Below are 20,848 nucleotides of genomic sequence, written 5' to 3' on the forward strand. Positions count from 1 at the left end.
CCTCCCTTGGTGCGCTCACTACTGCGAGGGGAGAAGCGGGCCCGAATGTGACGTCCGGAGAGCGATATGTGACGTACGTCTCACGGAGTCCGCCGGGCGTCACATCGGCGGAAGCCCACGCCCTCTTGAACGCGAGTCCGATGCCTCGACACAAGGAGACAGACACCGTGTTCAAGAAGTGGCACGACAAGTGGCACGGCAACCCATGGGCGATCCTCATCACGCTCTCCCTGGGCTTCTTCATGACCCTGCTCGACCTGACGATCGTGAACATCGCGATCCCCGACATGGGCCAGGACCTCGACGCCTCCCTCGACGAGATCCTGTGGGTCGTCAACGCCTACACCCTCGCCCTGGCCGTCCTGATGATCACTGCGGGCCGCCTCGGCGACCTGCGCGGCAAACGCAACCTGTTCCTCGCGGGCGTCGCCCTGTTCACCCTCGCCAGCCTCGCCTGCGGCCTCGCGCAGAATCCGGCGCAGCTGATCGCGTTCCGGGCGGTCCAGGGCCTGGGCGCGGCGCTGCTCATGCCGCAGACCCTGTCGATCATCACGGAGGTGTTCCCGGCCGACCGGCGGGGCGCCGCGATGGGCGTCTGGGGCGTGGTCGCGGGCGTCTCCGGCGCCCTCGGCCCGATCATCGGCGGCGCGCTGATCACCCACCTCGACTGGCGGTGGATCTTCTTCGTGAACCTGCCGCTCGGAGTCGTGGTGCTGGGCCTCGCCGCGGCGGTCATCCCCGGCTCACGGCGCACCGTACGCCACCGCTTCGACACCCTGGGCGTGCTGCTCGCCTCGGGAACCCTGTTCTGTCTGGCCTTCGGCCTGACGGAGGGACAGCGCTACGACTGGAACGCCTGGATCTGGTCGCTGTTCGGCGCGGCGGCACTCCTCTTCGCCGCCTTCCTCGGCCATGAGCGCGGCCAGCAGGGCGACGATCCGCTCGTCCCCTTCTCGCTCTTCAAGGACCGCAACTTCACCCTCATCAACTTCGTGGGCGTCACCGTGTCCTTCGGCGTGGTCGGGATGTTCCTGCCGCTGACGATCTACCTGCAGTCCGTACTGGGCTTCAGCGCGCTCAAGTCCGGGCTCGTGCTGCTGCCCCTCGCGCTCGGCTCGTTCGTGACGGCCGGGCCCGCCGGAGTCCTCGCGGACAAGATCGGCGGCAAGTTCATCCTGATGACCGGGCTGCTCGCCTGGACGGCGGCCCTGGTGTGGATCGTGGGCGCGGCCGACGTCGGGTCGAGCTGGACGGCCGTCGCCTTCCCCCTCTTCCTCGCGGGTCTGGGCGCGGGCTGCACCTTCGCACCGATGGCCACGGAGGTCATGCGCAACGTACCGGCGAAGCTGTCCGGAGCGGCGTCCGGCGTCAACAACGCGCTGCGACAGGTCGGTTCGGTGCTCGCGGGCGCCGTCGTCGGCGCCGTGCTCCAGGCCCAGCTCGCCTCCTCGCTCACCGACCAGGCCCGACAGCGCGCTGGACGACTGCCCGCTGCGTACCGCGACGGCTTCGTCGGCGGCTTCTCCCGGGCGGGGACCGATGTGAACGCGCGCCAGGCGGCACGGCCGCCGGAGGGCGTACCGCACGACATCGCCGACCGCATGCGCGTGTTGGGCGCCCAGGTCTTCGGGCACGGTTTCGTGCACGCCATGGGTCCCGCCGTCCTGGTCTCGGCCGCCGTCCTGCTAACCGGCGCGCTCACCTGTCTCGCCGTACGCCGTCACCTCGGCCCGTCGGCCAACCCGCACGCCCTGCCCGTCCACGAACCCCAACTGGAGGAAGCAACCTCATGACCACCGAAGCCGCGGCCGGCACGGTCGACCTCACCGTCATGTACGCAGCCCACGACGCCTTCCGCCGCGACCTGGAACGCCTCGGCGACGCGGCGGTCGAAGGCACCGCCTTCACCCCCCAGGTCCGCGCGGGCTGGGACAACTTCAGGCATCAGCTGCACATCCACCACACCGCCGAGGACAGCGATCTGTGGCCGCGCGTGGAGCGCAAGGTCGCGGGCCGTCCCCGGGACATCGCCCTCCTCGCCGAGATGGAGGCGGAGCACGCCCTCCTCGACCCGCGGCTCACCGCCGTCGACGCGGCCCTGAAGGACCGCTCGGCCGAACTCCCCGCCCTGGTCCGCTCGTTGGCGTCGACCCTCGACGAGCACCTCGCCCACGAGGAGGAGAGCGCCCTGCCGCTCATCCGGGAGGTGCTGACGCCCGCGGACTGGGGCGCGTTCACCGGCCGTATCCGCAAGACACAGGGCGTGCGCGGGGCCGCGCTCTTCGTGCCGTGGATCGTCGACGGAGCACCGCCCGCCGACCGCGCCCGGTTCCTCGGCGCGCTCCCGCCGCCCGTACGCGTCCTCAACAAGCTGTTCTGGGAGGCGGGCTACCGCAGGCGCGGGCTCTGGGTGGCCTGAGAGCCCGGAAACGCTCAGGCGGGGTTCTGCTCCATCCAGTGGTCCGGGCCGGGGTCGCCACCGGGAGCCCGTACGGCGAGCCGGTCCAGGTAGTGCTCCCAGCCCTCCTGGTGCGGCCCGCGGGCCGGCTCGGGCAGCCCGGAGTGGGTCAAGGTGAGCAGGGTGCCGTCCGGCTCGGGGGCGAAGGTGACCTCGACCCGGCTGCTGCCGGGCGGCACCGGGTCGCCCTCGTTCTCCCAGCCCCAGGTGAAGACGATCCGCGTGTAGGGGTCGACCTCCTCGAAGCGTCCGGAGGCGGTCGCTTCACCGACGACCCGCATCCGGTACGCGCCACCGGGAGTCGGGTCGAACACGCCCTCGATGCCCTGCCAGGACAGCCATCGGTCGGCGTCGGTGAAGAAGGAGAACACGGTCTCCGGACGGGCCTTGATGTGTAGCTGTACGACGACGGAGCCGTCGGGGGTGATGGTCACTTCTGCTCCTCCTCCCGCTCGGCCTGTTCGGCGAGCGCGGCCAGGGCGTCCAGTGAGTCGCCCCACATGGACTCCAGGTAGGCGGCCAGCGGTCCCATCCCAGCACGGTCCGCGCGGTAGTACCGCTTGGTGCCGTCCTTCCGGACGACGACCAGCCCCGCCTCGCGGAGCACCTTCAGGTGCTGGGAGACCGCGCCGAAGGTGACGTCGAAGCGCTCGGCGATCTCTCCGGCGGGCAGCTCCTCGTGCCACACCAGCTGGAGAATCGCCCGCCGCCGCGGCTCGCTGATCGCCTTCACCTGATCCACGCTGCTTATTTTAGTCATGGCTGCAACTTGCGTCGGCGGTGGATCTTATTTTAGTGTCGACTAAAGAAAGATGTTCGGGGCGACACCGGACACTCACGACATGCCTGGGAGGACGTCCGATGGCCGACATCGCGATGCAGCTGACCATCGAGGCCGAGGCGGACACCGTCCGCGCGGCGCTCGCCACCGAGACCGGCGTGCGCGGCTGGTTCACCACGGACGCCGCGATAGGGGAGGGCGTCGGAGCGGAGCACGCGCTGGGCTTCCCCGGTGTGCCGGAGCCCTGGCGGCTGCGGATCACCGAGTCCGGCGACCGGCGCCTGGTCCTCGCGGGTGAGAACGGCCCGTGGTCCGGCACCACGCAGACGTACGAGATCCTCGACGTCCCCGAGGGTGGGGTCCAGCTGCGCTTCACGCACGCCGGGTTCCCGGACCAGGGCGACGCCTACCGCGACTTCACCTACGGCTGGGCCACCAAGTTCACGGCGCTCAAGGCGTACGCGGAGACGGGCAAGCCCGCTCCGTTCTTCGGCTGATCGTCCCCTCCTCCATCACCTCCACCCCGTCTTGAATGGGAGCAACCCTCATGAGCGTCAACCCCGTTGAACTCGCCGACCAGCTCGCCCGCGCCGCCCGTAACCTGCGGCTGCACACCCGGCAGTCGGACCTCACCGGAAAGCGTGAACTGCCCACCCCCTGCGCCGCGTTCGATGTCCACGGGCTCAGCGAGCACCTGCTCGGCGTGCTGACCATGAGCGGGTACGCCGCCAAGAAGCAGGCGCTGCCCGCCGACGCCCCGACGACGCTGACCGAGGCGCCCTGGGTGGTGTATCCGCCGCTCCTCGACCAGCTCACCGCGGCCTGGGCCGAGCCCGGCGCCTGGGAGGGCGAGACCTCCTTCGGGCCGAACACCTTCCCGGCCCCCTTCGCCGGGATGATCACCATCATGGAGCTGACCGTGCACGGCTGGGACCTGGCCACGGCCACCGGGCAGCCGTTCACGGCCGACGACGACGTGGTCGCCACCGCGACGGCCATCGTCGGACAGATCGCCGAAGGGGCCCGGGCGAACGGATCCTTCGGACCCGAGGTCGAGCCCGTCGCCGGCGCCACCGCGCTGGAGCGCCTGCTCGCCCTCACCGGACGGAAGGTCGCCTGATGGCGGACGCCGGCGAGCTGTTCGGCCGCCTCGCGGAGGATCTCGCCCCCCGCGGGGCGAGACTCTCCAAGATGTTCGGCATGCCGTGCCTGAAGGACCCGAACGGCAAGGCCTTCGTCGGTCTCCACGAAGGCGAACTCGTCGTCCGCCTGCACCGCGACAGTCCCGAACACGCCGAGGCGCTCGCGGTCACCGGCGCCCACCTCTTCGACCCGATGGGCGGCCGCCCCATGAAGGACTGGGTGTGCCTGCCGCTCGCCGCCTCCGCCCGCTGGCTGACCTTGGCGGAGGCGGCCCGCGAGCAGCCCCGCTGAATCGGCTGGCGGTACCGCTGCGCATACCTCTTGAGCAGGTGATATTTACGAGTAAGTACCCTCGCGGTACCGTGGCGACATGCCAGCCTTGAATGTGGAGTTCAGTGACCGTGAACTCGAGGACCTCCGGCAGATCGCCAAAGAGCGCGGTACGTCGATGAAGGCACTGGTGCGCGAGGCGGCCGCGGCCGACATCGTGCGGCACCGGGCGCTGAAGGAGGGCGCGGAGGTGTTCCGCCGCTTCTTCACGGCGCACGCCGACGAGTTCGCGGCCGCCTTCCCCGAGGACGAACCTCCCGGCAGGGGCGAGGGACGGGCCGCCTGAGCGATGGCTCCCGTCATCCATATCGACGTGCCGTGGCTGCTGCAGCGCCACGAAGAGGTGCTGCCCGACCAGCCCACGGTCAACGACTTCTCGGCCCTGGTCGCCGCCGTGGCACGGCACCGCGTCGACCCGCCCCGCCTCGGAGTCGACTCCGACCCGGCCTGGCGCGCCGCCGCTCTGCTGCACACCCTGGCCCTGCTGAAGCCGCTACCGGCCGCCAACGCCCGCTTCGCCTGTTCGGCGGCGGTGGCGTACATGTTCGTCAGCGGTGTCGGGATCGACCCGCCCTACGGGGCGCTCGTCGACCTCGCCCGGGATCTGATCTCCGGCAAGACCGACGTCTACGGCGCGGCCGACCGCCTGCGCACCTGGCAGATCTGATACCCGCCGCGCGGCCCCCCTCTCGCCCCCGAGGCCGCCGGCCGAGGGCGGGAGGATCGGGGCCGGCGGCCGGTTTCGCGCGGGAGAGCCGCCGTCCTGCGCGGGGCCTCCGAGAAGGGCCGGGTTCCAGTGGACTGCGGAGCACCGCGCGCCGGGAGCGTGCGACGGGCTCCGGAGTGAGCGCGCGGTTCACACGGGGCGCGTGAGGGCCCATGGCGTATGAACGTGGTGCCGTGGTGAGGCGCGTGAACGTGGTGCCGCGGTGAGGCGCGTGAACGTGGTGCGGGAAATTTCGAAAGCCGGTGCGAGCGACGCGAGTTGGCGTAGTTACTGACTATCTTTCAATATGCAGATGTTGCTCAAGTGCCTTGTTGGTCATGAGCGTGTTGTGCGAGGGTGAACTTACCGCGCGGGTCAATGGCCGGGTATGAAATCGGTGTTCATCATTCCGGGCCGGCGGCCATTTTCCCGGCGCTCCGTCAAAAGGTGTGCACCAGGCAGGGGCTCCCTTTTCGGCGACCAAGGAAATTCTGTGCACCACCTTGCACCGTGGAAGGAACCCGCTCTGTGCCCACCCCCCACCCCCCTCGCCCCTCCTATCCCCCCGGCGGTGCTCCCGGGGAGTCCGACGAAAGCCTCGCCGCGCGGCTGAGAGGCCGGACGGAGGGCGAGGCCACGCAGTCCGTCGCCCTGCTGATGGCGCGGCACTGGCAGCCGACGTACGACTACGCGGCCATCTGCCTCGCCTCGTCCTCGAACGTCGCCTCGATGGTCGCCGCGACCTCCTTCCACTACGCCCTCGACTGCCTGATACGTGGCGAGTCCGGAGCGGCCCTGCGGCCCCGACTGCTCGTGACCGTGCGGGACACCGTCAATGAGTGGTCCGGTGAGGACCGGATATCCGGCGTTCTGCCGGATTTGAGGAAACCCGCCGGGGGGCGGGGTATGCGGGCGGCGCAGTCCATGACCGCCGAAAATCGGAAGCTCGCCGAGCGCTCTTTCCATGCCTTGCCGCCCCTCGCCCAGTGTCTGCTGTGGCACACCGAGGTCGAGGCCGAGGACATTTCCGTACCGGCCGGTCTGTCGGGCCTGGACGTCGACACCGCGTCGGCCGCTCTGGAGCAGGCCCGTGAGCAATTCCGCCAGGGATGTGTGCGCGCCCACCGGGAACTCGCGCCGAGCAAGGAATGCGGCTTCTACAACCGCCTGCTCGACGTCCCGATTCGTCGTGGGGGCGCCTTGCTGCCGGATGTCCGACAGCATCTGGGGGAGTGCCGCCACTGTCGGCACGCGGCCGAGCAACTCGGCTATTTCGAGGGCGGTTTGGGGATTCTGCTCGCCGAAGCGGTGCTCGGTTGGGGCGCGCGACGCTACCTCGACGCACGCCCGGGGCGCGGGCGGCAAGCGGTGCGCCCCGAGGAGGGGTTCGCGTTCGGCGGCGGACGGGCGGTCGCCGAGGGAGGCGTGGGTACCGGCGGGCGCGTGGGTGCCGGCGGGCGTCTCGGGACCGGTGGGCGTCCTGGAAGTGCCGGCCGTCATCGTCTGTTGGCGCAGATTCCCGCCCCCGGGCGGCTGGCCCAGATTGCCCAGAAGCACTCGAAGGTCCTGCTCACCGGGGCGGGCACGGCCTCGGCGGTGCTGCTCGTCACCGTGCTCACCATCAGTCTGTGGTCCCACGGCGAAGGTGGCGCCGACCCGACCGCCTCCACGGGGGTCGGCAGCAGCCACACCGTCTCGCCCAGCCCGGTCGCCCCGGACCCCTCCGCCGACTCCTCGCCCCCGACCTCGGCCGGACTGCCCACCAGCACCGAGCAGACCCGGCTGCGCAACCTCGCCGCCGACCTCTGCCTCGACATCCGGGGCGGAAAGGCCGAGGCCGGTGCCGAGGCCGAGCTGGCCGTCTGCTCGTCCGCCTGGACCCAGCAGTGGTCGTACGAGAGCGACGGCCTGCTGCGCAGCGTCGCCGACCCCGCGCTGTGCCTGGACTCGCACGCCGACGACGGTGTCGTCGCCCTGGACCGCTGCGTCGCGAAGAGCGCCGCGCGGGGCGGCGACGTGCGCTACGACCTCACCGTGCGGGGCGAGTTGCTGTCCCGCTCACGCGAGGGACTCGCGGTCACGCCCAGTTCCACCGATCCGAACGCCGACATCGTGGTCAAGGACCGGGACGGCTCTGACGCGCAGCGGTGGCGGACCGACTCCGCCTCGGCCGAGCCCGGGTCGCTGTCGATCGCGGGGACGGCGAGCGCCTCGACCCGGCCGGTCAGCAGGCCGCCGTCCCCGCAGGGCACGGCCGATGAGCCGAGCGCGTCGCCCAGCGAGCCGCCGACGGACGGCCGGGACGACACGTCGGCGACCCCCTCGGAGTCCTCGGCCGAGCCCCGTTCCGTGACCGTCGACGACCGCGCGAGCGCCCGGCCCGCGCTGCCGCTGACCGCTCAACTCTCCCCCCTGGTGGAGGGGTTGGGACGGTAACGGGCGCGCCGGGCGGCGGGGCTAGGACACCACGTCCCGGGGCGGCTTGCCCGCCACGAAGTCGGCGGCGTTCTGGACCGCCGCCAGCGCGATCCGTACGAGCGTCTCGCGCGTGACGCCCGCGACATGCGGCGACAACACCACGTTCGGGGACTTGAGCAACCGCAGGGCCGCGGTGGGCGGTTCGGGGTCGAAGACGTCGATGCCCGCCCCGGCCAGGGTGCCCGCCTCGAGCGCGTCCGCGAGGGCGTCCTGGTCGATCAGGGCGCCCCGCGAGGTGTTGACCACGAACGCGGTCGGCTTGAGGAGCGCGAGCCGCTCGGCGTTCAGCAGATGCCGGGTCTCCTCGGTGAGCGGGGCGTGCAGCGTGACGTAGTCCGACGTGCGCAGCAGTTCGTCGAGTTCGACATGACGGGCGCCGCCGAGCCGTGCCTCGGTCTCCGCGCCGACGGACTGCGGACCCGCGTACACGATGCTCATGTCGAACGCGACCGCGCGCCGGGCGACCTCCTCGCCGATGTGGCCGAGCCCGACGATGCCGAGGGTCTTGCCGGACAGTTCGGTGATGGACCGCTGCAGTCTCGGCAGCGCCCAGTCGGCGTCGACCAGCGCGGTGTGCGCCGGGACCAGCTGCTTGGCGAGGGCCAGCATGAGGGCGAAGGTCTGCTCGGCCACGTTCTGCTTCTCGGCGCCGCTGGAGCCGATGTTGCACACCGGCACACCCTTGGCGCGGGCGGCGTCCAGGTCGACGTAGTCGAAACCGTGGCTCGCGCACTGGACCAGTTCCAAGTCCGGTGCGGAGGCGAGGTGTTCGGCGGTCACCGGGCCGAGACCCGTGATGATGACATGGGCCTCGCGCAGCGCGGCCGGGTCCTCGTCGGTCGTCTCCACGACGGTGACCTTGGCCTCGCCGGGGAAGACGGTGGCGAGCGCGGCACCGGCGGTGCGACCGCCGACGTGGGCCGAGACCACGGCCAGAACGTTCTTCGCCACCGACGTGTCGGTCGTGTCGGTCGTGTGGGCCGTGTGGGTCGTGCTCATGCGGATTCCTCGATCAGGTCGTCGGGGCCGAGGGTGGCGGGGCGGGCGTGCCCGGACAGGGCGAGGGTGAGGTCGAACTCGGCGAGCAGACAGCGGACGACGTGTTCGACGCCCGCCTGTCCGTCCAGGCCCAGCCCATAGGCGTACGGGCGTCCGACGAGTACGGCCCGCGCGCCGAGCGCGAGCGCCTTGAAGACGTCGTCGCCGGTGCGGATGCCGCTGTCGAAGAGGACGGTCAGCCGTTCGCCGACCGCCTCCACCACCCGCGGCAGCGCATCGGCCGCCGCCACCGACCCCGCCACCTGCCGGCCGCCGTGGTTGGAGACGACCACGCCGTCCATCCCGGCGTCGGCGGCGCGCCGGGCGTCGTCCGGGTGCAGGATGCCCTTGAGGACGATCGGCCCGTCCCAGTTCTCCCGCAGGAACGCGAGATCGGGCCAGGTCTTGCCCGGGTCCGCGAACATGCCGACGAAGTGCAGCACGGCCGCGTTCGGGTCCTCGTGCACCGGCTTGGCCAGGCCCGCCTGGAACGCCGGGTCGGAGAAGTAGTTCGCCGTGCCCACACCGTGCAGGAACGGCAGATACGCCTGGTCGAGGTCGCGCGGACGCCAGGCCAGCAGCGGGGTGTCGAGAGTGACGAACAGCGCGGTGAACCCGGCCGCCTTCGCCCGGTCCAGGAAGGACCGGGTGACCTCGCGGTCCTTCGCCCAGTACAGCTGGAACCAGCGCTCCGCCCCGCCCATAGCCTCCGCGACCTGCTCCATGGGCGTGCTGGAGGCCGACGACAGGATGTACGGGACGCCCTGCGCCGCGGCGGCTCGCGCGGCGGCGGACTCCGCGTCCGGATGCATGATCGACAGCACGCCCACGGGCGCGAGCGCCAGCGGCGCGGGCAGGGCACGACCCAACACCTCGACGGACAGATCACGTTCGTGTACGTCGCGCAGCATGCGCGGCACGATCCGGCGCCGGTCGAGGGCGGCCCGGTTGGCCCGGGCGGTGCTCCCGTTGCCCGCGCTGCCCGCCACGTAGCCGACCGGACCGGGCCCGAGCCGCTGCTCGGTCAGCTCCTCCAGCCGGGTCAGATCGGTGGGCAGCCGCGGTACGGCGCCCGTCATTCCGTTCAGATAGATCTCGTACTGGAAGTCGGCCCAATGCTTAGCCATCCGTACGTCCCGCCTCTCGTCCCTGAGACCGCGCTGTACGCCGTCGATCCTGGCGAAGGTGACAAGAGCCGTCCACCGTGGTGCGCACATCGCGCGGCTGGGATCATCACCCTGTGACAAGTCAGCCCGTTGCCGCCAGAGAACACGTCCGGCAGGAGATGGTCGCCGATCCGCGCGTCGTGGCGGCGATCGTCTCGGCGGTCCACGAACAGGTCCCGGTGTACGCCGCGCTCGACGACAGCCGGCTGCCGGAGGTACGGGCCATCGCGGCCTGGGGCCTGGAGCGGCTCCTCCACCTGTGGGTCACCGACGGCGCCCTCGAACCGTCGGACCTGCGGCGCCTGCGAGGCATCGCGGCGGCCCGCGCGGCGGACGGGCGGCCCGTGCAGGCGGTGCTGCGGGCCTACCGGGTGGCGGCGACCGTCCTCACCGACGAGATTGCGGCCCGCGCGCCCCGGCTCGCCGCCGCGGACGCCTTCGCTCTCACCCGGATGCTGCTGACCGCGCTCGACACCCTCTCCGAGGAGATGACCACGGCGTACGCCGCCACCGACGAGGACCTCGCGGCGGACCGCGACCGGGCACTGCGGCTGCTGCTCGACGACCTGATCGCCGGGCGGCACGCCTCGGTGGGCGCGCTGAGCGACCGGTCGGCCCGGCTGGGGGTCCAACTCCCGGACCCCTACTGTCTGTTGGTGGCCGAGCCGGTGGGCGCGGAGCGTCCCGACATGGCGCTCGACGCGGCGACGGGGCTGCTCGAGGCGTTGGCCGTTCCGGGGGACGAGGTGGTCTCGTCCGCGACGGTACGTGGTTCGCGTGCCGTTCTGTTGCTGCCGGGCGCGGCTGCCGCCAGGGCGGGGGCGGTGCTGGGCGCGCGGTCCTGGCGGGGCTGTGCGATCACCGGGGAGAGCCTGGACCGGGTCGCCGTGGCGCATCGGCTCGCCGCCGACGCCCTCGACACGGCGCCTGCCCACGCGCACCGGCCGGGGCGTGTCCTCACGGACGCCGACGCGCATGTCCTCGCCCTGCTCGGCGGGCATCCGGCCGCCGCGCCGGACCAGGTCGCCCGCCTGGTTCTCGGGCCGCTCACCGACCCGGGGCAGCGGCATCTCATGGAGGCGCTGACCGCGTACATCGACGCCGGCTCGGCGAGCGCCGCCGCGCGGGTGCTTCACCTGCACGCGCAGTCCCTGCGCTATCGCCTGCGGCGCATCCACGCCCTGACGTCCCGTGATCCCCGCGACCCCTGGCAACGCCTCACCCTGGACATCGCCCGCACGATCAGGCCGTAGTCTCCTCGCCCCCGCCGCCCCTACCCGACCCATCCCCAGGGGCTCCGCCCCTTCAACCCCGCATCGCCCGAAGGGCTCGTCCTCAAGCGCCGGACGGGCTGAGTGGTGCGGGCCGGGGTGGGCGGGGGTGCGCCCTCAACGTGGGCTGATCCGAGGCTTTTGGGGGCGCGGGGAACTGCGCGAACGGCCCCCACCGGCCCGCGGCCGAACGAATCGGGGCGGGCGGGGATGCGGGGCGCAGCCCCGTCCGAGGGGCGCGGGGAACTGCGCGACCAGGCCCCGCCCCCCCCGCACCCGACGAACACACCCCCAGGTAGGGACTACGGCGCGTGGGGCGTGATGCGGGCCGTCGCCCGGACCGGGCCCCCGTCGGCCCCGGCGAGGCGCAAGGGGAACAGGAACACCTCTGCCGAACATCCCGCGGCCTGCGCGTCCGCGACGCCTCCGAGCCCGGTCAGGTTCTCGGCGATCACACCCCCCGCTCCGCACAGCACTCGGTGGGAGGGCAGGTCCACGGGACCGGTCGGATCGACGCTCAGCGCGTCGATCCCGACGGTGAGGACACCCGCCGCGACCACGGCCTCCGCCGCCTCGGACGTGAGCCAGGGATGAGCGAGGTAGTCCTCGGTTCCCCAGTACCGCGACCACCCGGTGGCCAGCAGCAGGATCGAACCGGACCGCAGCAGGCCGAGGGCGGGGGAGAGCAGGTCCGGAGTGATCGGCGCCCGCGCCGGCAGACCACGGACGTCGGCGACGACCGCCGCCCCCGCGAACCGCTCCAGCGGCAGATCGTCCAACGTGGGCCACGCCTCGTCCACGTGGTACGGCGCGTCGACATGCGTACCGGACTGCGACCCCATGTGCAGCCGAAGGACGTTCACTCCGTGCTCGGCGACCCGCAACGCCCTGGAGACCTCCACCTCCGGGTCACCGGGATAGACGGGCATCCCGGTGACCACGGGCACGGACAGGTCGAGCCAGCTCTCCATCAGTTCTCCATCAGCGAGTTCTCCACCGGTTCTCCATAAGCCAGTTTTCCATCGGCTCGTCGACCCGTTCTCCGTCAGCGGATCAACCGCCGTCGACGGCGAGAACCGCGGACGCGCCCTCGCTCTCCGCACCGGGACCGGTGATCGGCGGCACCGGCACGTCGACGGTACGGGCCAGCCGCGGGCCCTCGGGCCCGTACACCGCGCGGGGCTCGGGGAACAGTCGCAGCATCGCCAGATACAGCACGGCGGCGACGGCCAGCGACAGCGGCAGGCTGATGTCGATGCCGTTCGCGAGATCGCCCAGCGGTCCGACGAACTGACCGGGGATGTTGGTGAACAGCACACCGACCACCGCGCCCACCCACCACGCCGTCATGCCCCGCCAGTTCCAGCCGTGCGTGAACCAGTAACGGCCGCCGCGCTGACGGCGGTTGAAGACCTGGAGCGCGTCCGGGTCGTACCAGCCGCGCCGGGTGTAGAACCCGAGGATCATCACGACCATCCAGGGCGTGGTGCAGGTGATGATCATCGTGGCGAACGTCGAGATGGACTGCACCAGGTCGAAGCCGAAGCGGCCGATGAAGATGAACGCGATCGACAGGACTCCGACCAGGAACGTCGCCTGCACCCGGGACAGCCGCGGGAACACCGACGAGAAGTCGAGTCCGGTGCCGTACAGCGACGTCGTGCCGGTCGACATGCCGCCGATCAGGGCGAGCAGACACACCGGCAGGAAGAACCAGCTCGGCGAGATGGCCAGCAGGCCGCCGACGAAGTCGGGGGCCGCCGGGTCGACGTACTTCGGCGCCTTCGTCGCGATGATGCTCGCGGTCGCGAGCCCGAACACGAACGGCAGCAGGGTGGCGATCTGGGACAGGAACGCGGCACCGACGACCTTGCGGCGCGGCGCGTTCGCCGGGATGTAACGCGACCAGTCGCCGAGGAACGCGCCGAAGGACACCGGGTTCGACAGCACGATCAGTGCCGCGCCGATGAAGGAGGGCCAGAACAGCGCCTGCGTCGCCGAGTCGGCCGAGGCCGTGAAGACACCGGCGTACGAGGGATCGAAGTCACCGGCGAAGGCGATCGCGCCGAGCAGGAACAGTACGGTCGCCGAGGTCACCGCGATCTTGTTGACGAACAGCATGAACCGGAACCCGTACACGCACACCGCGAGCACCAGGCAGCCGAAGAGCGCGTACGCGATCATGTACGACAGGTTGCTGCGCTCCAGGCCGAACAGCCGGTGCGCGCCGCCGACCAGGGCGTCGCCGGAGCTCCACACCGAGATCGAGAAGAACGCCACGGCCGTGAGCAGGGACAGGAACGAGCCGACGACCCGGCCGTGCACACCGAGGTGCGCGGAGGACGCGACCGCGTTGTTGGTGCCGTTGACCGGGCCGAACATCGCCATCGGGCACAGGATCAGGGCGCCGACGACGACTCCGAGGAGGGTGGCCGCGAGCCCCTGCCAGAAGGAGAGGCCGAAGAGGATGGGGAAGGCCCCGAGGACGCAGGTGGAGAAGGTGTTCGCACCGCCGAAGGCGACTCTGAACAGGTCGAGCGGCGACGCGGTGCGGTCCGCGTCGGGGATGCGCTCGACGCCGTAGGTCTCCACCTCGGTGAGAGACGGCGACGGCGTGGCGGGGGAGTTCTCGGACAAGGGTGCTCCAGCGAAGTGCCTGTGCCCGGAAGCGGGCGGTGGAGCGCGTGGTGGCGCGAGGGGAGGTCGGCCCCGTGGTCGCCGCGGGGGTGTGCGGCGGCGGATGTCGTCCTTGGCGGGTCTGCCGACGCTAAGGCCGGGCCGGAGACCTGCGCCAGAAGGTAAAACATCCATCTTCCGTGCCCGGGGTGGAGCATTCGTCCAGTCCGGCGTGTGTGTCCGTCGCGGGAGGTGCCCGGCGGTGGCTCAGTGCTCCGGACCTGGCTCCGGGGTCGCGCGCCAGCCGTGCCAGCGGTGGACGGTGACGGCGATCACCGGGCCGTCCGGCGGCCGCTGCCGGTACTGCGCGTACTTCTCGCGCAGCAGGTCGATCGCCATCGTGTACTCGTCCTGTGTGCCGGGCGGCAGGACCCGGGCGTCGCCGTCCGCCCGTACCCACCACAGCCGCTCCCAGTCCTCGTCGTAGGCATCGACGAGCAGGCACACGGCGGGGTGGGCGGCGATGTTGCGCAGCCGCCGCAGTCTCGGCGACCTCTTGGGTTTGTGGTCGACCGCGGTGACGATCTCGCCGCCGCGCGCCGCGAAGACGAGGGGCACGAGGTGCGGGCGTCCCTCGGCGTCCACCGTCGCCAGGCGCGCCACCCGTGCCGCCACGAACCGGCGGCGCGCCTCCTTCTCGTCCATGTCCGGCACGGTGAGCTCCGATTCCCCGGCGGCGGGAACGCGGTGGGCGCGCGATCCCCGGCCCCCGGAAGCGTCAGCGGTGGGCGGACACGGCCTCGGCCAGTTCGTCGAGTGTGCGCAGTGTCTCGTCCTCCGGCTGGGTCGGCAGATACAGCAGCACGCGGTCGACGCCGAGTTCCGCGTAGGTGTCCAGGGACTCCCGGTCGCTCCCGCCCGCGTAGACCACGACGGCCGGCCGGTCACCGGCCGTCTTGCGCATCTGTTCGATGCGCGCGCCCAGTTCCTTGGGCGGTACGGCGCTGGGCAGCCACGCCGACCCGTACTCGGCGACGCGCGCGAAGGTGCGCTCGCTGTTGCCCCCGACCCAGATTGGCGGGTGCGGCCGCTGGACCGGCTTCGGCCAGGCGTAGACCGGTGCGAAGTCGACGAAGTCGCCGTGGAACTCGGCCTCGTCCTTCGTCCACAGTTCGATCATGGCGCGAATGCGTTCGTCCATCAGCCGGCCGCGGGAGGCCGGATCCGTGCCGTGGTTGCGCATCTCCTCCCGGTTCCAGCCGGCGCCGACACCGAACACGGCACGGCCGCCGGAGATCAGGTCGAGGGAGGCGATCTCCTTCGCGGTGGTGATCGGATCACGCTGGACCACCAGGGCGATCCCCGTGCCCAGGAGCAGGTCCCGGGTCACGGAGGCGGCTGCGGCGAGCGCCACGAACGGATCGAGCGTGCGGTAGTAGACGCGGGGCAGTTCCCCGCCGCCCGGATACGGCGTCTCCCGGTTCACCGGGATGTGCGAGTGCTCGGCCAGCAGCAGCGTGTCGAACCCGCGCTCTTCCAGAGCGGGCCCCAGGGCCCTGGGGCCGATGCCCTCGTCGGTGATGAACGTCGACACTCCGAACTTCATCCGCGACCACCTCGTCTTGTCGGCTGTTGCCGCCAGTGTGACGTGGTCGGTCACTCCTCGTCAGGTGCGGCGTCCCGCGGCGTGGCGTCCGGACCCTGGGCCCGGACCCGCTGCACATGTTCCAGCGAGTCGCGCAGTTCCGTCAGCCAGTCGTCGGCGTGACGCTGGACCAGGCGGACACACCAGGCGAGGGCGTCACTGCGGCTGCGCGCGACCCCGGCGGCGATGAGGGTGTCGAGGACCTGGCGCTCGGGCTGGCGCAACCGGGTCATGACGGGCGCGGCGATGTGGGTGAACAGGGCGCGCTCGCCCCCGCACTCCACGCCCCAGGAGACCTTCTTGCCGAACCGGTGCTCGGCTTCCCGTGCCACCGCGACCCGGTCGTCGCGGGTGCGCTCGCGGAATTCCTGGATACGTGCCTGGGCGGCCGCCTCCTTCTCGGCGTCCGAGGCACCTTCGGCGAGCCCGGGCTCGGGGATGCGGCCGACGACGGTGATCTCCTCCCGGTCGACCGTCACCTCCACCAGGCTCTCGAAGAGATCGTCGGGCAGGCGGCCGGCGAACCAGCCGCGCAGCTTCTCGTGGTGCTCTGAAGTAATCATGTAATGACGATTACTCCATTGCGCGGAAGAAGCAAGGGGGTCCGCCGGAGGCTGAACCGGAATGTTTCAGGCCTATTGCGGAGCCGGGGGAATCCGGCCAGGAGGGTGCCACTGGCGATCAACAACCCCTCAGTTCCGGGGCTTGAACGTTCGAATTTCGTAACTTCACGCCACTGCTTCAATACTCAAGGTTACTGAAACGCATGGGGTCGATGTGTGTTTCCGGTCCGGACTCGGCAGACTCGCGCTCGCCGCACCGGCACCCAATCGAGCCGGTACTGCATTCAATCGAGCGGAAGGATGCACACAATGCCGAATACCGCGCGCTGGGCAGCGACTCTCACCCTCACGGCCGCCGCCGTCTGCGGCCCCCTCGGGGGGTCCGCCCTCGCCACCCCGGCCCACGTGACCCAGACGGCTGAGACCCGGACGGTCACGAGCCAGGCCCACGCCACATCGGCCCACGCCACGCCGGCTCTCGCCCCCTCAGGGCTCTACGCCCCCTCGGCCCTGGTGCTCACCACGGGCCACGGGGAGACCGCCGCCACCGTCACACCGGAGCGCGCGGTCACGCTGAACTGCGCCCCGACCCCCTCCGGCACCCACCCCGCCGCCTACGACGCCTGTGCCGAACTCCGGGCGGTGAACGGCGACTTCGACGCCCTGACCCTGAGAGACGGCGCACTGTGTACGCGGCAGTTCGATCCGGTGGTCGTCACCGTCCAGGGCGTCTGGCGCGGCAAGCGCGTCGCGTACGAACGGACCTTCGCCAACGAGTGCGTGAAGAACTCCTACGGGACGAGCTTCTTCGCGTTCTGAGAGACCGGGATCGCGCGGCCTTCGTGAGCGTCGAACGGGGTCAGTAGGTGGGGAGTGCGCGCCCCGAAGCACGGAGTACGACGCGATCTCGCATCGGGGGTCGGTCAGGCGGAGTGGGGCCGCCGGCCGGCCCCCGACATCTGTCTGCCCCGGCGCGGTGTCCTCAACACCGGCTCGGTCAGCTCAACTCGTAGTTGTGTCAGAAGTGTTGACCCCGCATTGGAAACGTTTTAATTTCCCCTCACCCGACAGTCCCAGGTGAGGAGGCTCCGTGGCCGCAGTGTTGCGGGACCACGCAGGTACAGAGGCGGTGGACCCTTCACACCGCCCTCCGATCGAGGCCCGTCGCGGCTTGAAACGCTTTCAGAAACGCGGCAGTAGGGCGCTGTTCCTGCTGATGCTCCCCGGGCTCGCCTACTTCCTGGTCTTCCACTACGGCGCCCTGCTCGGCAACGTCATCGCGTTCAAGGACTACGTCCCGTTCGACGGCATCTGGGGCAGTCGTTGGGTGGGTCTGGACAACTTCCGGCGGATGTTCGAGGACGGCGAGTTCTGGGACGCGGTCCTCAACACCCTCTGGATCGCGGTCCTGCAGATCGTCTTCTACTTCCCCGTCCCGCTCGCCCTCGCCCTGCTGCTGCACAGCCTCACCCGCAGCAGCATCCGCCGCTTCGTGCAGTCGGTGGCCTACCTGCCGCACTTCATCTCATGGGTGATCGTCGTCGCCCTGTTCCAACAGGTTCTGGGCGACACGGGCATGGTGAACAGCTATCTCGGCGACGCCGGACTGCACACCGTCGACATCATCGGCAACCCCGACGCCTTCAAACCGCTCGTCGTCGCCCAGGTCATCTGGAAGGACGCCGGCTGGGGCTCGATCATCTTCCTCGCCGCGCTCTCCCAGGTCGACGAGCAGCAGTACGAGGCCGCGGCCATCGACGGCGCGGGCCCCTGGCGCCGCTTCTGGCACGTCACCCTGCCCGCCATCCGCGCGGTGATCGTGCTGCTGCTCATCATGCGGCTCGGCGACATCCTCTCGGTCGGCTTCGAACAGATGCTGCTCCAGCGGGATGCCGTCGGCCCGCAGGCCGCCGAGATCATCGACACCTTCGTCTACTACCAGGGCATCGTCGGCGGCGACTACGGATTCGCCGCCGCCGCGGGCCTGTTCAAGGGTGTCGTCGGCGCCCTGCTCGTCTACGCGGCCAACAAGGTCGCCCACCGCCTCGGCGAACAGGGGGTCTACCGGTGAGCACCCATGCCCGGCCCGGCTGGATGGAGAAGCCGAGGCCCGCGACCCAGGCCGCCAAGGCCGTCGCCCTCGTCGCCGTCGTCCTGCTGGTGTGCGTGCCGTTCCTCGTCATCCTCTCCACCTCGCTCGCCTCCCAGCGGGAGGTCGTCGCGAACGGCGGCTGGGTGCTCTGGCCCCAGCACCCCACCCTCAAGGCCTACCGCGACATCCTCGACGGCGGCATCGTCACCCATGCCCTCGGCGTCAGCGCGGGCGTCACCCTCGTCGGCACCCTGCTCAGCCTCGTCTGCACCGTCACCCTCGCCTACGCGCTGTCGCGCCCCGGCGTCTTCGGCGGCAAACCGGTCCTGCTCCTGATCCTGTTCACCTTCCTCTTCCCCCCGGGCATGATCCCCGGCTTCCTGCTGGTCAAGGAGCTGGGCATGCTCGACTCGTACAGCTCGCTGATCCTTCCCGTGCTCGTGAACGTGTTCAACCTCGTCGTCCTGCGCGGCTTCTTCCAGGGGATCCCGGAGGAGCTGTACGAGGCCGCGCGGCTGGACGGGGCGGGGGACTGGCGGGTGCTGTGGTCGGTCGTACTGCCCCTGTCGAAGGCGGCCCTCGCCGTCGTCGGACTGTTCTACGCGGTGGCGTACTGGAACTCCTGGTTCTACGCCTCCCTGTATCTGGAGAGCGACCACTGGCCGCTCCAACAGGTGCTGCGCACCTACGTGGTGGCCGGTTCCGGGCTCACCGACACGACGGTCGGCGAGGGCACGGTCAACGCGCCGCAGACCGTGCAGATGGCGGTCCTGGTGATCGCCACCGTACCGATCCTGCTCGTCTATCCCTTCCTCCAGAAGTACTTCACCAAGGGCGTGCTCACCGGCGCCGTCAAGAGCTGACTCCGTCCACCAGGAAAGGTCGGTTTCCCATGCCCTCCCTGTCCCGGCGCACCCTGCTGCGCTCGATGGCCGTCGGCGGCGCCGCGCTCGCCGCCCCCGGCGCACTGGCCGCCTGCTCGACCGGCTCGGGTGACGGCGACGTCTCCAACGCGGGCAAGAAGCTGGCCCCTTGGCCCGCGTACAAGGCGTTCGCCGGCCCGAAGCCCGACCTCGCGCCCACCGACGCCGGGGTCCAGGCCGGATACACCGCCTACCCCGGCGACCTGGTCACGGCCGTCTCGGGCACGCCCGGTGACGGCTCCACCGTCAAGGTCATGTCCGTGACCTTCGGCACGCCGCCCAAGCCCGCCTCCGCGAACCAGTTCTGGGCGGCGGTCGAGAAAGCGCTCGGCGTGAAGATCGAATACACGATCATCTCGCAGACCGACTACCAGAAGAAGATGGCCACGGTGATGGCCGGTGACCCGGGCGAACTGCCCGACATCATCAACATCTTCTCCGGATTCGTGCTGCCCCGAGAGGCCCAGTTCGTGCAGCGCAGGGCCGAGGACCTCACCCCGTACCTCTCCGGCGAGGCCATCGCGGCCTATCCCAACCTCGCCAACATCCCCACCCACGCCCGGCGCGACATGGGCCGCGTCGGCGGCCGGATCTACGGCATCCCCCTGGAGCGCCCGCTGCCGGGCTCCACCCTCTGGCTCAACCAGGCCTTCTTCACCGACGCGGGGATGAAGGAGGGCTGGACCTCCCAGGACTTCGCCGCCGTCGCCAAGAAGGGCACCAGCGGAAAGAAGTACGCGCTCGGGGCCGCGACCGGCTCGCTGTTCGGCAACGCGGTGCACTCCGCCGCACACAACGCGCCACAGGGCTGGGCCGTGGACAAGGACGGCACCTTCCACGCGAACTACGGCGACGAACGCTACAAAGCGGCGGTCGCCTACCAGGCGCAGCTCCGCAAGAACGGCTCCTACCACCCCGACGCCACCTCCCTCTCCCAGCCGGACCTGAGCACGCTCTTCCTCAACGGCACGGTCGGCTCCATGCAGGACGGATTCGGCGGGTACCTCCCCAAGTACCTGGACTCCAAGGGGCTGTTGACCCCGGCCGCCGCGCTGCCGTACAGCGTGGACGGGACACCCGGCGGGATCGTCGCCGGCCGCCGCTCCTTCGGCTACACGGTCCTGAAGAAGGCGAAGAAGGAACGTATCGAGCTTCTCCTGCGCGTCCTGAACTACCTTGCCGCGCCCTTCGGCAGCAAGGAGTGGGAGCTCGTCCACTACGGCGTCGAGGGCACCCACTTCACCCGCGGCAAGGACGGCTCGCCCGAGGCCACCAAGCTCGGCGACGTCGAGAACAACACCAACCTGCCGCTGAAGTACCTCGCCGAGGGGCCCCAGGTGCTGTTCGTGCCGGGCATGCCCGAGGCCGTACGCGCCCTGCACGCCTGGCAGGTGAAGGTGGTCCCGGTGGCGATCCGCAACGCGTCCTTCGGGTTGCAGTCCAGCACGTACACCGCCCAGGGCACCACGCTCAGGGCGCTGATGGACGACACGGTCACCGGCGTCATCGCGGGCCGCCTGCCGCTGTCCGAGCTCGACGCGGCCGCGAGGAAATGGCGCGACCGGGGCGGCGACAGAATGGCCGAGGAGTTCGCGAAGGACTACGCCGCCAACACCTGAGGCGGCGGAGGCGGTCGAG

Annotated in this window: 22 protein-coding genes; 13 read left to right on the forward strand and 9 right to left on the reverse strand. The window is 70.7% G+C overall.

Going from position 1 to position 20,848, the window contains the following annotated elements:
- The first annotated feature begins 167 nt into the window (after positions 1–167).
- Positions 168–1,793 (forward strand): MFS transporter, encoded by a 1,626-nt coding sequence (locus FNV62_RS47120; protein ID WP_225900640.1) that lies wholly within the window; start codon positions 168–170, stop codon positions 1,791–1,793.
- Positions 1,790–2,419 (forward strand): hemerythrin domain-containing protein, encoded by a 630-nt coding sequence (locus FNV62_RS47125; RefSeq protein WP_143629631.1) that lies wholly within the window; start codon positions 1,790–1,792, stop codon positions 2,417–2,419. The genes FNV62_RS47120 and FNV62_RS47125 overlap by 4 nt, the downstream gene beginning before the upstream one ends.
- Before the next feature lie 14 nt (positions 2,420–2,433).
- Here FNV62_RS47125 and FNV62_RS47130 read toward each other — a convergent pair whose 3' ends face one another.
- A complete protein-coding gene (locus FNV62_RS47130; protein WP_143629634.1) occupies positions 2,434–2,892 on the reverse strand; it encodes an SRPBCC family protein in 459 nt (152 codons plus the stop codon).
- Entirely contained in the window at positions 2,889–3,200 is a 312-nt protein-coding gene (locus FNV62_RS47135) for an ArsR/SmtB family transcription factor (protein ID WP_097287887.1), read from the reverse strand. Before FNV62_RS47135 ends, FNV62_RS47130 begins: the two co-directional genes overlap by 4 nt.
- 119 nt (positions 3,201–3,319) lie before the next feature.
- Here FNV62_RS47135 and FNV62_RS47140 point away from each other — a divergent pair, with 119 nt between their 5' ends.
- The 6 genes from FNV62_RS47140 to FNV62_RS47165 all read left to right on the forward strand — a co-directional run bounded on the left by FNV62_RS47140 (position 3,320) and on the right by FNV62_RS47165 (position 7,854).
- A complete protein-coding gene (locus FNV62_RS47140; RefSeq protein WP_143629636.1) occupies positions 3,320–3,736 on the forward strand; it encodes an SRPBCC domain-containing protein in 417 nt (138 codons plus the stop codon).
- A 50-nt stretch (positions 3,737–3,786) separates the two neighbouring features.
- The gene (locus FNV62_RS47145; protein WP_097287889.1) at positions 3,787–4,359 is read left to right on the forward strand and encodes a TIGR03086 family metal-binding protein; all 573 of its coding nucleotides are present in this window, start codon (positions 3,787–3,789) and stop codon (positions 4,357–4,359) included.
- Positions 4,359–4,673: a hypothetical protein gene (locus FNV62_RS47150; RefSeq protein WP_060899227.1), complete on the forward strand. Its 315-nt coding sequence runs from the start codon at positions 4,359–4,361 to the stop codon at positions 4,671–4,673. Before FNV62_RS47145 ends, FNV62_RS47150 begins: the two co-directional genes overlap by 1 nt.
- A 79-nt stretch (positions 4,674–4,752) precedes the next feature.
- On the forward strand, positions 4,753–4,998 hold the full coding sequence (locus tag FNV62_RS47155; RefSeq protein WP_054234230.1) for a hypothetical protein: 246 nt from the start codon (positions 4,753–4,755) through the stop codon (positions 4,996–4,998).
- Positions 4,999–5,001: 3 nt separating this feature from the next.
- Complete coding sequence (locus FNV62_RS47160) at positions 5,002–5,379, forward strand: toxin Doc (protein WP_054234229.1); 378 nt, start codon at positions 5,002–5,004, stop codon at positions 5,377–5,379.
- Between the two features lie 567 nt (positions 5,380–5,946).
- A complete protein-coding gene (locus FNV62_RS47165; protein ID WP_143629640.1) occupies positions 5,947–7,854 on the forward strand; it encodes an RICIN domain-containing protein in 1,908 nt (635 codons plus the stop codon).
- A 21-nt stretch (positions 7,855–7,875) separates the two neighbouring features.
- Here FNV62_RS47165 and FNV62_RS47170 read toward each other — a convergent pair whose 3' ends face one another.
- Together FNV62_RS47170 and FNV62_RS47175 are read right to left on the reverse strand one after the other, a co-directional pair.
- Positions 7,876–8,895, reverse strand: coding sequence for a 2-hydroxyacid dehydrogenase (locus FNV62_RS47170; RefSeq protein ID WP_143604235.1), 1,020 nt, complete (start codon positions 8,893–8,895; stop codon positions 7,876–7,878).
- Positions 8,892–10,061, reverse strand: coding sequence for a lactate 2-monooxygenase (locus FNV62_RS47175; protein WP_054234226.1), 1,170 nt, complete (start codon positions 10,059–10,061; stop codon positions 8,892–8,894). Before FNV62_RS47175 ends, FNV62_RS47170 begins: the two co-directional genes overlap by 4 nt.
- Before the next feature lie 113 nt (positions 10,062–10,174).
- On the opposite strand from FNV62_RS47175, the gene FNV62_RS47180 reads away from it, so the two are divergent.
- Complete coding sequence (locus tag FNV62_RS47180; RefSeq protein ID WP_143604237.1) at positions 10,175–11,353, forward strand: PucR family transcriptional regulator; 1,179 nt, start codon at positions 10,175–10,177, stop codon at positions 11,351–11,353.
- A gap of 320 nt (positions 11,354–11,673) precedes the next feature.
- Here FNV62_RS47180 and FNV62_RS47185 read toward each other — a convergent pair whose 3' ends face one another.
- From FNV62_RS47185 to FNV62_RS47205, 5 genes are all read right to left on the reverse strand, one after another.
- Complete coding sequence (locus FNV62_RS47185) at positions 11,674–12,342, reverse strand: cyclase family protein (protein WP_143629642.1); 669 nt, start codon at positions 12,340–12,342, stop codon at positions 11,674–11,676.
- A gap of 82 nt (positions 12,343–12,424) precedes the next feature.
- The gene (locus FNV62_RS47190; protein ID WP_143604240.1) at positions 12,425–14,008 is read right to left on the reverse strand and encodes a purine-cytosine permease family protein; all 1,584 of its coding nucleotides are present in this window, start codon (positions 14,006–14,008) and stop codon (positions 12,425–12,427) included.
- Between the two features lie 246 nt (positions 14,009–14,254).
- Positions 14,255–14,701, reverse strand: coding sequence for a TIGR03668 family PPOX class F420-dependent oxidoreductase (locus FNV62_RS47195; protein WP_375336812.1), 447 nt, complete (start codon positions 14,699–14,701; stop codon positions 14,255–14,257).
- Positions 14,702–14,765: 64 nt separating this feature from the next.
- Entirely contained in the window at positions 14,766–15,593 is an 828-nt protein-coding gene (locus tag FNV62_RS47200; protein WP_097289435.1) for an LLM class F420-dependent oxidoreductase, read from the reverse strand.
- 50 nt (positions 15,594–15,643) lie between these two features.
- Positions 15,644–16,195, reverse strand: a complete 552-nt coding sequence (locus FNV62_RS47205) for a hypothetical protein (protein ID WP_143629644.1) — start codon at positions 16,193–16,195, stop codon at positions 15,644–15,646.
- A gap of 309 nt (positions 16,196–16,504) precedes the next feature.
- On the opposite strand from FNV62_RS47205, the gene FNV62_RS47210 reads away from it, so the two are divergent.
- The 4 genes from FNV62_RS47210 (at position 16,505) to FNV62_RS47225 (ending at position 20,829) form a co-directional block, all read left to right on the forward strand.
- Complete coding sequence (locus tag FNV62_RS47210) at positions 16,505–17,014, forward strand: subtilase-type protease inhibitor (RefSeq protein WP_143604244.1); 510 nt, start codon at positions 16,505–16,507, stop codon at positions 17,012–17,014.
- 397 nt (positions 17,015–17,411) lie between these two features.
- Positions 17,412–18,266 carry an ABC transporter permease gene (locus tag FNV62_RS47215; RefSeq protein ID WP_143605784.1) on the forward strand — a complete coding sequence of 285 codons (855 nt, stop codon included), beginning with the start codon at positions 17,412–17,414 and terminating at the stop codon, positions 18,264–18,266.
- Positions 18,263–19,150 carry a carbohydrate ABC transporter permease gene (locus FNV62_RS47220; RefSeq protein ID WP_097287897.1) on the forward strand — a complete coding sequence of 296 codons (888 nt, stop codon included), beginning with the start codon at positions 18,263–18,265 and terminating at the stop codon, positions 19,148–19,150. The genes FNV62_RS47215 and FNV62_RS47220 overlap by 4 nt, the downstream gene beginning before the upstream one ends.
- A 29-nt stretch (positions 19,151–19,179) precedes the next feature.
- On the forward strand, positions 19,180–20,829 hold the full coding sequence (locus tag FNV62_RS47225) for an extracellular solute-binding protein (protein WP_143629646.1): 1,650 nt from the start codon (positions 19,180–19,182) through the stop codon (positions 20,827–20,829).
- Positions 20,830–20,848: the final 19 nt, after the last annotated feature.

It is taken from the genome of Streptomyces sp. RLB3-17, from assembly GCF_007113425.2.
GTDB lineage: Bacteria > Actinomycetota > Actinomycetes > Streptomycetales > Streptomycetaceae > Streptomyces > Streptomyces mirabilis_D.

Coding starts and splice junctions, on each gene's coding strand:
- FNV62_RS47125 (WP_143629631.1), top strand. CDS start 1,790: ATGACCACCGAAGCCGCGGCCGGCACGGTCGACCTCACCGTCATGTAC.
- FNV62_RS47140 (WP_143629636.1), top strand. CDS start 3,320: ATGGCCGACATCGCGATGCAGCTGACCATCGAGGCCGAGGCGGACACC.
- FNV62_RS47145 (WP_097287889.1), top strand. CDS start 3,787: ATGAGCGTCAACCCCGTTGAACTCGCCGACCAGCTCGCCCGCGCCGCC.
- FNV62_RS47150 (WP_060899227.1), top strand. CDS start 4,359: ATGGCGGACGCCGGCGAGCTGTTCGGCCGCCTCGCGGAGGATCTCGCC.
- FNV62_RS47155 (WP_054234230.1), top strand. CDS start 4,753: ATGCCAGCCTTGAATGTGGAGTTCAGTGACCGTGAACTCGAGGACCTC.
- FNV62_RS47160 (WP_054234229.1), top strand. CDS start 5,002: ATGGCTCCCGTCATCCATATCGACGTGCCGTGGCTGCTGCAGCGCCAC.
- FNV62_RS47170 (WP_143604235.1), bottom strand. CDS start 8,895: ATGAGCACGACCCACACGGCCCACACGACCGACACGACCGACACGTCG.
- FNV62_RS47175 (WP_054234226.1), bottom strand. CDS start 10,061: ATGGCTAAGCATTGGGCCGACTTCCAGTACGAGATCTATCTGAACGGA.
- FNV62_RS47185 (WP_143629642.1), bottom strand. CDS start 12,342: ATGGAGAGCTGGCTCGACCTGTCCGTGCCCGTGGTCACCGGGATGCCC.
- FNV62_RS47200 (WP_097289435.1), bottom strand. CDS start 15,593: ATGAAGTTCGGAGTGTCGACGTTCATCACCGACGAGGGCATCGGCCCC.
- FNV62_RS47205 (WP_143629644.1), bottom strand. CDS start 16,195: ATGATTACTTCAGAGCACCACGAGAAGCTGCGCGGCTGGTTCGCCGGC.
- FNV62_RS47210 (WP_143604244.1), top strand. CDS start 16,505: ATGCCGAATACCGCGCGCTGGGCAGCGACTCTCACCCTCACGGCCGCC.
- FNV62_RS47215 (WP_143605784.1), top strand. CDS start 17,412: ATGCTCCCCGGGCTCGCCTACTTCCTGGTCTTCCACTACGGCGCCCTG.
- FNV62_RS47225 (WP_143629646.1), top strand. CDS start 19,180: ATGCCCTCCCTGTCCCGGCGCACCCTGCTGCGCTCGATGGCCGTCGGC.